Here is a 13279-nt window from a genome sequence, read left to right as displayed (position 1 = left end):
CAGTCAAAAAAGCGAAACGAAAGCGAAACGAAAATAATCCGTGACTTCTCGCAACCAGAGGCCTAGATAGGCCTGCGAAAGGATCTCCCATGGACGCAAGCGACAGACAGGCCGCCATTCTGGACCTGCTGACCCGACAGGACCGGGTCGAGGTCGAGGATCTCGCGCAGCGCTTTGGCGTCTCGCTGCAAACCATCCGCACCGACCTGCGCGATCTGGCTGCCCGTGGCGCGCTCTCCCGCGTGCATGGTGGTGCGGTGCGCAGCAGCAGTGGCGCCAGCCGCGACTATGCCGAACGGCGCAAGCTGAATGCCCGCGGCAAACGCGCCATGGCCGCGCTCGCCGCTGATCTGATCCCTGACAACTGCGCCATCACGCTCAATATCGGCACCTCCACCGAACAGGTCGCCCGCGCCCTTTCAGGCCATCGCGGCCTCACTGTTCTGTCTAACAATATCAATATTATCAATATGATGATGGAGGATGAGAGCAAGGAACTGGTACTTGTCGGCGGGGCCATCCGGCAAAGCGACGGCGCCATCGTCGGCGAGGACGCGCTGGAATTCATTGCCCGTTACAAGGTTGATATCGCTGTCATCGGCGCCTCGGCCATGGACGCAGACGGCGCCATTCTTGACCATGATGCGCGTGAAGTCTCCGTCGCCCGCGCCATCCTCAAAAACGCCCGCAAGCGCGTGCTTGTCTGCGACGGCAGCAAGTTCGAGCGCACCGCCCCGGTCCGCATCTGCGATATCTCCGATCTCGACGTGGTGGTCACCGACCGCCCCGTCCCCGCTGAATTTTCCCGCGCGGCAAAGGCCGCAGGCACGCAAATCCTCTGGGTTGGCGAAAACGAAAGTAGCGAAAATGTCTAACACAAACGCTCAAGACCAAATCACCGATCTTTTCATCATCGGCGGCGGCATCAATGGTTGCGGCATCGCCCGCGACGCCGCAGGGCGGGGCCTGTCCGTGGCGCTGGCTGAGATGAACGATCTTGCCTCCGCCACCTCCTCCGCCTCGACCAAGCTGTTTCACGGCGGATTGCGCTATCTTGAATACTTCGAATTCCGGCTGGTGCGTGAGGCGCTGATCGAACGCGAGGTGCTGTTGAAAGCGATGCCGCATATCTCCTGGCCAATGCGCTTTGTGCTGCCGTTTCATAAGGACATGCGCTTTGACAACACCACGCCGACGTCAAAACTGCTGACCACCATCATGCCGTGGATGAAGGGTCGGCGTCCGGCTTGGCTGATCCGTCTTGGCCTGTTCATGTACGACAGCCTCGGCAAACGCGGCATCCTTCCCGGCACCTCCAAACTGGATCTCGCCAGCGATCCCGCCGGCCGCCCGCTGGATCCGAAGTTCAAGACCGCTTTTGAATATTCCGACTGCTGGATCGAAGACGCACGGCTGGTGGTGCTGAATGCCCGCGACGCCGAGGCCCGCGGCGCCGAAATCATGACCCGCACCAAAGTGACCGGCGCCACCCGCAACGCGGACCACTGGGTGATTGACCTTGAAGACATCACCACGGGCGAAACCTCGCAGCGCCGTGCCAAGATGCTGGTGAATGCCGGCGGTCCCTGGGTGGCAGATGTGCTGCGTCAGAAGCTGGGCCAGAACAGCCGCGAAAGCGTCCGTCTTGTGCGCGGCAGCCATATCGTGGTCCCGAAACTCTATGATCACGGGCGCTGCTACTTCTTTCAGGGCACCGACGGGCGCATCATCTTCGCCATCCCCTATGAGGAAGACTACACGCTGATCGGCACCACTGACGCCGACCACCCCGACCCGCAGACCGCCCCGACCTGCACGCCCGAGGAACAGGATTACCTGATCAATTTCGCCTCGCAGTATTTCGCCAATCCGCTCAGCCGTGACGATATCGTCTGGACCTATTCCGGCGTGCGCCCGCTTTATGACGATGGCGCCAGCTCTGCCACCGCCGCCACCCGCGAATATGTGCTGACCCTGAACGACAGCGCCGCGCCGCTGCTGAATGTCTTTGGCGGCAAGATCACCACCTATCGCAAACTGGCCGAGGCCGCGCTGGAGAAGATCGCAACCGTGTTCCCCGATCTGCCCGCCGACTGGACCGCAGGCGTTGCCCTGCCCGGCGGTGATTTCCCGGTCGGAGACGTGGCAAAACTGACCGCGAAACTGGCGCAGGACTATCCGTTCCTCAGCCCTTACGCGACCCGTCGCCTGATCCGCGCCTATGGGACAGAGGCCTGGGACGTGCTGGGCCAAGCCACCACAGCCGCCGATCTCGGCCAGGACTTCGGCGCCACCATCACCGCCCGTGAACTTGACTGGACCATCGCCCACGAATGGGTCCGCACCGGCGAGGATTACCTGCTGCGCCGCACCAAACTGGCCCTGCGTCTGAGCGAGGAAGAGCGCGCGGCGGTCGACACGTACATCCGCAGCAAGGCCGCAGATCTGGCCGCCTGAGTGCGGTCTCTGGGACGGGTGGGTGCCGGGCCATTTCAGGCCCCGGCGCCTTAACCCGCCTGCAACACATCCAACCCCTATGCGCCCGCACCCCGCGCAACGCCCACAAAAAGTATCAGCCCCCCTGCCTGATTGTTTCGCACGCAAAACATTTGGTCAGAAAGGCTGACGTTGTCTGAGGTGGCTAGACATCATAGTTCTGGGCGTCCTCAGAAATCGCCTCCGTAGTCACATCTTCCGCGGTTGATCGATCCTCTTTGATCCTTGGTGCTCTCTTCTGCCACGCTGACAAATTTGCTCCTACATCACGATAGTAGGCCGGAACCATTTCTTCTAAGTCGATGATGAAATTTGCCTGCTGCGCGAAACGTGCTCCGAGCTGCTTGGACCTAAATATAAAGAAGCTATGTGGGGAAAGCTGATCTTTCCCTTTAGCTGCTGCATCAGAATTTTCTTTTAAATCAGAAACCAGATGTTGAGTAGGCTCCGATTTCCCTGGCCACATAAGCCTCAGGTACAAGTCTTCTTGCTTGTCCGCCTTAACCTGCCGCAAGATCCAATTGACCCGCGCCCTAGTCGAAACCTTGTCTTCTGGCGCACGCAAAACCATCCCGACATCAACGCTTCGTCGACTAATATCTACTACAACTTTGATTGGTGCTGCGGCATCTGGGACATCCAGTTCTGCATGTAGCTGGCGATTTTCTCTTAAGAAGTTCAGCTCATCTTTGAAACGCAGCGCCCCATCTGACAGATATTTCCTTGGCAACCGTTCCGCGACATAGGCTTCCGTCATCCGACTAAGGATCAAAGACAAGTCGCGTGTTTCCTGATGCCATGCCGTGATAACCGCATGAGCATCTGCCGATTTTGCAGTTATGATACCCCCACTGGATACGAGCTTATTTAGCTCGCCCCACTCCTTGGGCATACGATCAAACCCCTTCACGCCTGCACTTTCATGAGTCAGAAAGCGCCTCAACTCATTTAAAAGCACGCGCTGATCCATATCTGATACGGAATTGCGGCTCAGTAAAAGATCCACTTCGGTAAGAATGTGCATCCATGACCAATGATAGACCGGAATCTTAGATCGGCTTTTGTTGACTTCGGATACCGGATGCGTGGAAGGGGTTGTTGCAAATTGATTTGATATGGAAATCACACAGTCGATCTCATTATCTTTGGCCAATTGTCGATATTTTTCGATCTGGTCAGCATCAAGATTGTTTGATCCCACTTTGGCTTCAACCAAGGCGCGCCACTCACGGCTCCCTGTTCGCATGACAATCAAGCCGTCAGGTCTATCCTTTTGATCCGACGCGCGATTTGTACAGACGACTTCAGTGTAGGTTTCAATCTTAGATCGAACGCCAACTCGCTGCCCAAGGCTCGCAAGCAGACTTGCTCCGAATTCATCCACCTTTGCCAAACAAGCCAAAACAATCGAAGTCGTTCGCCCCTCTTTCGATGTTGTTGAAAGCACGGGAAATAAACGAGCCTGTTCCCCTTGTGTGAGAAATTCTGGGAGTTCTTCTGACATAATACAATCCATACAACCAAAAAGTGCATGATTGCGCGCATCGTTCATCCAGTCAATTCTGGGAAGGAGAGATTTTTTCCATCCACTCCCCTCATGATAAAAGCCCCTGCAAATCCTTGCGGGGGCTTTCCGCCGTTCTTTCTGATTACCTCAGGATGGCTGATCTGCGGGCTTGGGATCGTTGGAACAAAGATTGCTAATGTGCTGAAGCCGCTGCGAGATACGCTGCTGGAAACGTCCCAGCTGGTCGATGATGTCAGAGAGCGAGTGACCATCCTCGGGAAGCCGCGCGCTTTCGATTTTACACAACACCCGCGTCGAACTCAGCCCCAACAGCTGGCGCTGCATGGTTTCGCAAATTTTGGTAATGCGCTCTGCCTCGCGGTTCACATCCGACAACTGTGTTCGGGCATGTTCTTCCTGCACCACGGCCAACGCCCGCAACAGCGATTGTTCATGTGCACGGCCTTCCTCGTCCAGAACGGCATGATTCTCACGCTGAAGCTGCTTGTTACACTCAGCAAAAATACGCACTACGCCTGCGACGAACAGGCTCTGACTCACCTGCCCCTTGATCTTGGAGAAATTGCTGTCCTTTCCCAGAACATGCGTAGCAAACCAGTTCGACATCTCCTGCGAAATGGACCCGTAGTTCTGCGAAAGCACGGTAACCGGGCCACCCGACGGTTCAATCCGGGACGCTAGAACCCGCAGGTTATGGGGAATGGTGCGCATCGCCGCAAAGTCGTCGATCAGACCACGGGTTTCTTCTGCCAGCACATCCGAGTTTGCAAGCATGGTCCGCAGCCTTTCAATCGAAAGGTCCGGCGCCTGCTCCAGCCCCTGATCGCGGGCCATCAGCTCATCTGCCAGCGCATTGGCCGCGAACTGTTCGTAGTTCTCGAACCCCAGATCAACACACCAGGCCAGCAGTCTATCGCGGCTTTCCTCAGGGCTAAGCCCGCCCTCCTGCTCCTCTTTCAGCAAATCCGCATAGCCCTGCGCGACCTTGTCAAACAGCTTGCTTGTCGGTTTGATCCGCGCCGAAAGAAACCCATCTTCGCAAGGCACAACGACGGCAAAAACCCAGTAATACAACCCATCGCGGGACTTGTTTTTTATGTATCCGCCGAAGAAGTCGCCGTTGCCGAGGATCTCCCAGAACAGCTGGAACACCCCCCGTGGCATGTCTTCGTGGCGAATGATCTTATGTGGGGCACCGATAAGATCATCCCATGCAAAGTCTGACACCCGTCGGAAGATCTCGTTACCAATCTGAATAACCCCGCGGCTATCCGTTCTGGAGTAGAATACTTCATTTAGCGCAAAGGGAGCCTCTCCCCTAAGCGGACGCGCTTCGATCCGGCTGTCCATGAACGTCAAATGCTTTCCCATCCCTACTTGTGTAGGTAACGGGCCTATACCTATCGCGTTACACTCCCGTAAATACGCGGAAGAAAATCCTGACAATTGCCACGAACATCCCCAGGGCATGGTTCAGAGGGCATCGCTCTGGCACGCTTTTGGCCAAGCGCCGCTGCCCACAGGCGCCGCCAAAGAAACTTGGCGAAAAGCCTCCGCAGCAACCTGCAGGGGCTTTCCAGCATTCTTTTTGATCACCTCAAATGATCAGAACTCCACGCCCTTCTGGGCTTTGATGCCGTCGCGGAAAGGGTGTTTGATCTGGCCCATTTCGGTGACCAGATCGGCGATCTCGATCAACTCTTCCTTGGCATTGCGGCCAGTCAGCACCACATGGGTCATCGGCGGCTTTTCGGTTTCCAGAAACTCCACCACATCTGCAATGTCGATATAGTCATAACGCAGGGCAATGTTGATCTCATCCAAGAGCACCATAGTGTTGCGCTCGTCGCGGATCATCTCCTTGGCCTTTTCCCAGCCCTTTTGCGCGGCGGCAATATCGCGGGCCTTGTCCTGGGTCTCCCAGGTAAAGCCTTCGCCCATTGCGTAAAACTGGCACAAATCGCTGAAGTTTTCTTCGATCAGCGTCCGTTCGCCGGTCTGCCAGGCGCCCTTGATGAACTGCACCACAGCTGAGGGCATTTTATGGGCAATGCAGCGCATGATCATGCCGAAACCAGAGCTGGATTTGCCCTTGCCCGGGCCGGTGTGGACGATGATCAGTCCTTTCTCGCCGTCCTTGTTTTGCATCATGCGGTCGCGGGCGGCCTTCTTCTTGGCCATCTTCGCCGCATGGCGTGCCGCTTCTGCTTCGGAAATGTCGGTCTCGGGCGTATCGCTCATGGGGGCTCTCCTACTGGTTCGCCCATGTCTTGACAAAGACAGGGGCAATGGCGCAAGGGGGTTTTGTTGGTTCCTGCCATTTGGCAGGCGAAGAGGGAATGTGACAGTTGGGCCATCAGGGTCCGGCCAAGCACAGCCGCCCCCGCGACCGTGACCGGAGAGGTCTCCGATGCCACTGAGGAAACTCGGGAAGGCAGGATGACCGTCAAGGCCCCAAGCCTTGGCATCCGCAAGCCGGGAGACCTGCCAACAAAAGAAACGCAACGGGCGGACGGGGTGTTCCGCGACTGGCTGGGATACCTGCGCGATCTTCGCGCCCCCGCTGGCTCGCAGCCCCCTCGCTGGAACCAAGTGAAGGGCGCTCATGGCCGAGGTAACACTGACGATCTGCACCACCTGCCGTCGCGGCGAGGTGACCGACCCGGAGGCCCCGCGCCCCGGCGCCCGCATGCTGGCCGCCCTGCAAGACGCCGATCTGCCGGAGGGCGTTGCGGTGCGCGGTGTCGAATGCCTGTCGGCCTGCACCCGTGGCTGCTCCATGGTGCTGAGCGGCGGCGACGCCCGCTGGAGCTACATCTACGGCGATCTTGATCCCGACGAACATGTGCCCGACATCCTGACCGGCGCTGCCGCCTATGCCGCCACCACGGATGGTCTGGTGCCCTGGCGCGAACGCCCCGTGGTGTTCCGCAAGCAATCCATCGCCCGCATTCCGCCCGCACCTGTGGCGGCGCCTTCCACTCCTCCATCGTTGTCCAAGGATTGACCCCATGAGCGACCTGAATAAAATCCCCGTCACCGTTATCACCGGCTTCCTTGGTGCGGGCAAAACCACCCTGATCCGCCACCTGATGCAGAACCCGCAGGGCAAGCGTCTGGCCGTCGTGGTCAATGAGTTTGGCACCGCGGGTGTGGACGGCGAAATCCTCAAATCCTGCGCCGATGAAAACTGCCCGGCAGAGAACATCATGGAACTGGCCAATGGCTGTATCTGCTGCACCGTGGCCGATGATTTCATCCCCACCATCGAACAGCTGATGAACCTGCCGGAAAAACCCGATCACATCGTGATCGAAACCTCTGGTCTGGCGCTGCCGAAACCGCTTCTGAAGGCGTTTGAATGGCCCGCGATCCGGTCGCGCATCACCGTGGATGGCGTGGTTGCGCTGGCCGATGCCGAAGCGGTCGCCAAAGGTCAGTTCGCCACCGATCTGGAGGCGGTGCAGGCCCAGCGCGAGGCCGACGAAGGCATCGACCATGAAACCCCGCTGTCGGAGCTGTTCAAGGATCAGATCTCCTGCGCCGATATCATCCTGTTGTCCAAGGCCGATCTCGCCGGTGAGGAGGGTCTGGACAAGGCCCGCACCATGATCGAGGCCGAAGCACCGCGCAAACTGCCGATCCTGTCGATGTCCGAAGGCGTGATCGACCCGCGTGTCATTCTGGGGCTTGAGGCCGCCGCCGAAGACGATCTGGATGCGCGCCCCTCGCACCACGAGCATCATCACCACCACGACGATGACCATGGCGACGATCACCACCATCATGATCATGACCACAGCCATGACGATTTTGATACAATCGTGGTCGAAATGGGCGAAGTCTCCGATCCGCAAGTGTTGCAGGATGCCATCGTGAAACTCGCCCGCGAGCGTAATATCCTGCGCGTCAAAGGCTATGTTGCGGTGGAAGGAAAACCGATGCGTATGCTCGTTCAGGCCGTGGGGGAACGCCTGCGCGCGCAATATGACCAGCCCTGGGGCGCACAGGCGCGCAAGACCGTTCTCGTGATCATCGCCGAGCATGACAATATCGACGCCGAGGCGATCCGCGCCGAGCTGGGGGCCTGAAGCTATGCTGGTCTGGCGTCTTGTTTCTAATGACATCGCCCGGTCGCAGGCCGGGCTGCGCCCGACCCTGAGAGCGCCCACCGCCTGCCAGAATGTAAAGGCCTGACCCATGCATGTCGTCTTCCGCGAAAGCCACGGCCTTGATGAGAGTGATACACCACAGGATCTGGGGCAGACGCCTGCGGATCTTGTGGTGCTGTCGTTTTCTGACAGCGATCTCGGGGCCTTTGCGGCAGGCTGGCATCGCGGCAAGGACCGGCTGCCCTCGCTGAGGCTCGCCAATCTGGTGGCGCTGAAACACCCCCTGTCGGTGGACGTCTACGCCGAACAGACACTGGAGGGCGCCAAGGGCGTCCTTGTGCGTCTTATCGGCGGCGAAAGCTACTGGTCCTACGGGCTTGCCACCTTGCAGGATCTGGCCCGCCGCAAAGGCATCGCGCTGGCGATCCTGCCCGCTGACGGACGCGAAGATCCGCGTCTGGATGAGCTGTCGACCCTGCCGGTTTCAACCCTCCGCCGTCTGCAACATCTCTGCGATAGCGGCGGGGCCGTGGCCGCGCAGGCCGCATTGGCGCAGCTGTCGCTGGCGGCGGGGCTCTATGCCGGTCCGGTGACGGGGCTGAAATCCGTGCCGCAATATGGCTGTTACGACCCGAATCGCGGCGTCTTGGCAGAGCTGCCAGAACAGGACAAACCGCTGGTTCTGGTCAGTTTTTACCGCTCCTATCTGACGGCCGCCGACACCGGGCCTGTCGATGCGCTGATCGGCGAGCTGCGCGGACGGGGCTATGCCGCCTATGGCGTCTTTGCCGCCAGCCTGAAGGCGCCGGAAGCTGCCGACTGGCTGCGCAGCGCCCTGCCCGATCTGGCCCCGGCTGCGATCATCAACGCCACGGCATTTTCCGCGCAGGGCAGCGACGGCAGCGCCTCGCCGCTCTCCACCACCGGCTGCCCGGTGTTTCAGGTGGCGCTCTCGACCGCGCGGCGCAAGGACTGGGCCGAGGCCGACCGGGGTCTGTCACCAGCCGATCTGGCGATGCATGTGGTGCTGCCCGAGGTGGATGGCCGCATTTTCGCAGGGCTGGTCAGTTTTAAAGCGCCAGGCAAGAAAGACCCGGACCTGCAATATTCCCGTTTTGCCCATCGCGCCGACATGGACCGGGTAAAGGCCGCAGTGGACCGGATCGAGGGCTGGCTGCGGCTGGCGCAGCTGCCCAATCATGACAAACGTCTGGCGCTGGTGCTGTCGACCTATCCGGGGCGCGATCACAATCTGGCCCATGCGGTGGGACTGGATGCGCTGGCCTCCTGCGATGAAATCCTGCGCGAGCTATGGGATCAGGGCTATGTGGTCGAACCGCAGGAGAACACCGGCCTGCGCCTGATGGAGGAAAGGCTGAGCCTGCCGTTGCAGGACTACAAAACCGCCCTTGCCACTCTGCCACAGGATCTACAGAACACCCTGACTGCGGCTTGGGGCCAGCCGGAGGAAGACCCAGACTGCCGCGATGGGGCGTTTCATTTCAAAGCGTTGCGCGCGGGAAAGGCGCTGATCGCACTGCAACCGGAGCGCGGCGAGGTGAAAACCCGCGTCGATGATTACCACGATCTCGACCGTACCCCGCGCCATGCCTATGTGGCGTTTTACATGTGGCTGCGCAGCCAATCTGATGCCATCGTCCACATCGGCGCCCATGGCACGCTGGAATGGCTGCCGGGCAAATCCGTCGCACTTTCGGCTGCCTGCTGGCCCGAGGTGCTGACCGGCCCGTTGCCGGTTGCCTATCCTTTTATCGTCAATGATCCGGGCGAGGCCGCACAGGCCAAGCGCCGCATTGGCGCGGTTACACTTGGCCATCTGCCACCGCCACTGGCCCAGACCAATCTGCCGGATGGCATGGCGCGGCTGGAAAGCCTGCTGGATGAATATTCCACCGCCGACGGTCTGGACCCCGCCCGCCGCGACCGGCTGATCGACAGCATCCGAACCGAGGCGCAAGGCACAGGCGTGGAGGCTGATCTTGGCCTCACCCCAAACAGCTGCGCCGCCGAAGCGATCACCCGCATCGATGCCTTTGTCTGCGACATCAAGGAAAGCCAATATGGCGAGGGGTTGCATATCTTTGGCACCGGCCAATGTGGGGCGGACGAACGCGCCGGTCTGATCGCGGCCCTCAATGGTCAAATGGTCGCCCCCGGCCCCTCTGGATCGCCTTTTCGCGGCCGCGCGGATGTGATCCCGACCGGGCGCAACCTCTTTACCACGGATCCCCGCGCGGTGCCCTCGCGGGCGGCGCAGGCGCAAGGGGTCAAGCTGGCGGAAGAGCTGCTGCGCCGCCACCTTCAGGACCACGGTGACTGGCCCAAGGGCTTGGTAATTGATCTCTGGGGCTCTGCCACCATGCGCACCGCAGGCGAGGAATTTGCCATGGCGCTGCATCTTGCCGGGTTGGCGCCCAAATGGGACGAAGGCTCCGAGCGCGTCTCCGGTTTCGAAGTGCTGCCGCTCTCAATGCTGAACCGCCCGCGCATTGATGTCACCCTGCGGGTTTCAGGTCTGTTCCGCGATGTCTTCCCCGGCCTTGCCCAGATGTTCGAGACCGCCGCCGCCGCACTGGCGGCACGGGAAGAGAGCGCCGCAGACAATCCCTATCTGATCGAGACGCCCCGCGTCTTTGGTCCGAAACCGGGCCAGTATGGCCTGTCGATGAACCCGCATCTGGATGACTACACCGACGAGGCCCGCGCAGCAGCGGGCGAGGCCTGGCTCAATGCCTCATCCCATGCAATTGATGCCAAGGGCGATATCCACGATGCCCGCGAGGCGCTGGAGGCCCGGCTGCAAACCACGGATAGCTTTGTGCACCTGCAGGATCTGCCGGAAACCGACCTGCTGGTGGCCTCGGATTATGCGGCACATGAGGCCGGGTTTGCCGCCGCGATGGCGCGCATCGGCCAAAAGGCACCGGCACTTTACCACATGGATGCTACCCGCCCTGACAAACCGCAGGCGCGCAGCTTGGGTGAGGAAATCGCCCGCGTCACCCGTGCCCGTGCCGCCAATCCGGACTGGGCCACCTCGATGATGAACCACGGTTTTCGCGGCGCGGCGGAAATCGCGGCGACGCTGGATCACATGGCGGCCTTTGCGCATCTGGCGCAGGTGGTACAGCCGCATCTGTTTGATCTCTATTTCGAGGCCACTTTGGGCCGCGAGGATCTGGTTGAGTTCATGAGCGGCGAAAACCCCGACGCGCTTCAGGCCATGCGCGACCGCTTTCGCGCGCTGTTTGACGCCGGTCTCTGGAGCACGCGACGCAACTCGATCATGGCCGAGCTGGAGGGCGCGGTGTGACTGACCAAGCCGCCTCTCCACCGCCCAAAGTCTATGGCTGGTGCCCCGGTGCGCTGCGCCCGATGATGTCGGGTGACGGGCTGGTGGTGCGGGTGCGCGCACCTTTGGGACGGCTCACGGCTGAACAGACGCGCGGTCTGGCCGAGCTGTCGCAGCGTTATGGGTCTGGCCTTGTCGATATTTCCGCCCGCGCCAACCTGCAGCTGCGCGGCATCCGCGAAGAGGCCCACGCGGGACTGATCGCCGGGCTGCGCGATCTTGGTCTGCTGGATGAGGACGCAGGCGCGGAGGCGCGGCGCAATATCACTCTGACGCCCTTCTGGCAGGCGGGGGACGTAAGCCACCTGATTGCACTGGATCTGGCGGCCGCGCTGACAGAGGCGACAGATCTGAAGTTGCCCGGAAAATTCGGCTTCGCGGTGGATTGCGGCGCGGCTCCGGTCCTGACAGACACCGCTGCCGATATCCGTATTGAGCGCGGCCCGGACGGGCTGCTCCTGCGGGCCGATGGGGCAGACACCGGCCTACCAGTAACGGCAGAAGCCGCCGCTGGCGAGGCGCTCGCCCTGGCCCGCTGGTTTCTCGATCAGGGCGGCGCGTCGGAGGGACGTGGCAGAATGCACCAGCTGATGACGCGCCGCACACCACCCGCAGTGCATGTCGCAGCCGCCCCCGGCGCACCGCGGCTTGCACCACAGCAGCCGGGCGCGACCCCCTTTGGCCTGTTGGTGGCGTTGGAATTCGGCCAGATGCCTGCCCGCACGCTGGCCAAACTTGCCGATCACGGCGCGCTGCGGCTGACCCCCTGGCGGATGCTGCTGGTGGAAGGCATCGACAGCCTGCCGCCCCTGCCCGGCCTGATCCTGGACGCCACGGATCCCCGCCTGCGTGTGAGCGCCTGCACCGGCGCCCCCGGCTGCCCGCAGGCGCGCGCGGTCACGCGCGAACTGGCTCGCGATCTGGCCGCTGCGGTCCCTGCTGGTCAACACCTGCATATTTCCGGCTGCACCAAGGGCTGCGCCCATCCCCGCCCCGCCGATCTGGTGCTGACAGCCACCGGTGACGACCAATTTGACCTGATCCGCAATGGCACTGCCGCGGATCACCCGCTAAACACCTCCCTGAGCGCCGATGCATTGCGCGCCGCTCCAGACCTTATGACAGAGGGCAGCTGACATGCTCCACACCTATGAAACCAACGGCGCCGCGATCTATGCCGAAAGCTTTGCCACCATCCGCCGCGAGGCCGATCTGGCGCGCTTTAACAAGGACGAGGAAAGCGTCGTCGTGCGCATGATCCACGCCGCCGGCATGGTGGGGCTGGAAGAGCATGTACGGTTTTCCGACGGCATGGCTGAGACCGCCCGCGCAGCCCTTGCCAAGGGCGCGCCGATCCTCTGCGATGCGTATATGGTCAGCGAGGGCATCACCCGCCCGCGCCTGGCTGCGGATAACGAGGTGATCTGCACCCTGCGCGACCCGAAAGTGCCGGATATGGCCAAGGACATGTCCAATACCCGCTCCGCTGCCGCGCTGGAGCTGTGGCGCCCGAAACTGGAAGGTGCGGTCGTGGCCATCGGCAATGCGCCAACAGCGCTGTTTCACCTGTTGAACATGCTGAAAGATCCCGATTGCCCCCGCCCCGCCGCGATCATCGGCTGCCCCGTCGGTTTTGTCGGTGCGATGGAATCCAAGGACGCGCTGATGGAAGATCTGCCAGTGCCCTCGATGATCGTCAAAGGGCGTTTGGGTGGCTCTGCCATCACCGTGGCGGCGGTCAACGCGCTTGCAAGCTGGAAAGAATAGCAA

The 13279-nt window shown here is 61.0% G+C and carries 10 protein-coding genes and 1 riboswitch; of the genes, 7 read left to right on the top strand and 3 right to left on the bottom strand.

Translation table 11 applies throughout. The features are described from left to right. Nucleotides 1-89: 89 nt before the first annotated feature. Nucleotides 90-875 (top strand): DeoR/GlpR family DNA-binding transcription regulator, encoded by a 786-nt coding sequence (locus PhaeoP97_RS03910; protein WP_072503966.1) that lies wholly within the window; start codon nucleotides 90-92, stop codon nucleotides 873-875. After that, nucleotides 868-2457 carry a glycerol-3-phosphate dehydrogenase gene (glpD, locus tag PhaeoP97_RS03905; RefSeq protein WP_072503965.1) on the top strand — a complete coding sequence of 530 codons (1590 nt, stop codon included), beginning with the start codon at nucleotides 868-870 and terminating at the stop codon, nucleotides 2455-2457. Before PhaeoP97_RS03910 ends, glpD begins: the two co-directional genes overlap by 8 nt. A 184-nt stretch (nucleotides 2458-2641) precedes the next feature. Here the strand turns inward: glpD and PhaeoP97_RS03900 are convergent, their stop codons facing one another. The 3 genes from PhaeoP97_RS03900 to cobO all read right to left on the bottom strand — a co-directional run bounded on the left by PhaeoP97_RS03900 (nucleotide 2642) and on the right by cobO (nucleotide 6265). Beyond that, a complete protein-coding gene (locus PhaeoP97_RS03900) occupies nucleotides 2642-4000 on the bottom strand; it encodes a hypothetical protein (RefSeq protein WP_072506277.1) in 1359 nt (452 codons plus the stop codon). Between the two features lie 150 nt (nucleotides 4001-4150). Continuing rightward, a complete protein-coding gene (locus PhaeoP97_RS03895; RefSeq protein WP_072503964.1) occupies nucleotides 4151-5383 on the bottom strand; it encodes a PAS domain-containing protein in 1233 nt (410 codons plus the stop codon). Nucleotides 5384-5629: 246 nt separating this feature from the next. Next, nucleotides 5630-6265 carry a cob(I)yrinic acid a,c-diamide adenosyltransferase gene (gene cobO / locus PhaeoP97_RS03890; protein WP_014873933.1) on the bottom strand — a complete coding sequence of 212 codons (636 nt, stop codon included), beginning with the start codon at nucleotides 6263-6265 and terminating at the stop codon, nucleotides 5630-5632. Between the two features lie 50 nt (nucleotides 6266-6315). Further along, a riboswitch (cobalamin riboswitch) is annotated at nucleotides 6316-6530 on the top strand. A gap of 99 nt (nucleotides 6531-6629) precedes the next feature. On the opposite strand from cobO, the gene PhaeoP97_RS03885 reads away from it, so the two are divergent. The 5 genes from PhaeoP97_RS03885 (at nucleotide 6630) to PhaeoP97_RS03865 (ending at nucleotide 13276) form a co-directional block, all read left to right on the top strand. Next, a complete protein-coding gene (locus PhaeoP97_RS03885; protein ID WP_014879416.1) occupies nucleotides 6630-7031 on the top strand; it encodes a DUF1636 family protein in 402 nt (133 codons plus the stop codon). Nucleotides 7032-7035: 4 nt separating this feature from the next. Continuing rightward, complete coding sequence (cobW, locus tag PhaeoP97_RS03880; protein ID WP_072503963.1) at nucleotides 7036-8115, top strand: cobalamin biosynthesis protein CobW; 1080 nt, start codon at nucleotides 7036-7038, stop codon at nucleotides 8113-8115. A 109-nt stretch (nucleotides 8116-8224) separates the two neighbouring features. Beyond that, nucleotides 8225-11470: a cobaltochelatase subunit CobN gene (gene cobN / locus PhaeoP97_RS03875; RefSeq protein ID WP_072503962.1), complete on the top strand. Its 3246-nt coding sequence runs from the start codon at nucleotides 8225-8227 to the stop codon at nucleotides 11468-11470. Then, nucleotides 11467-12645: a precorrin-3B synthase gene (gene cobG, locus PhaeoP97_RS03870; RefSeq protein ID WP_072503961.1), complete on the top strand. Its 1179-nt coding sequence runs from the start codon at nucleotides 11467-11469 to the stop codon at nucleotides 12643-12645. Before cobN ends, cobG begins: the two co-directional genes overlap by 4 nt. A gap of 1 nt (nucleotide 12646) precedes the next feature. Next, nucleotides 12647-13276 (top strand): precorrin-8X methylmutase, encoded by a 630-nt coding sequence (locus PhaeoP97_RS03865; RefSeq protein ID WP_072503960.1) that lies wholly within the window; start codon nucleotides 12647-12649, stop codon nucleotides 13274-13276. The last annotated feature ends 3 nt before the right edge of the window (nucleotides 13277-13279 follow it).

The organism is Phaeobacter porticola, assembly GCF_001888185.1.
Lineage (GTDB): Bacteria > Pseudomonadota > Alphaproteobacteria > Rhodobacterales > Rhodobacteraceae > Phaeobacter > Phaeobacter porticola.
Note: the sequence above shows the minus strand (reverse complement) of the source record. Positions and strands in the feature narration are given on the sequence as shown.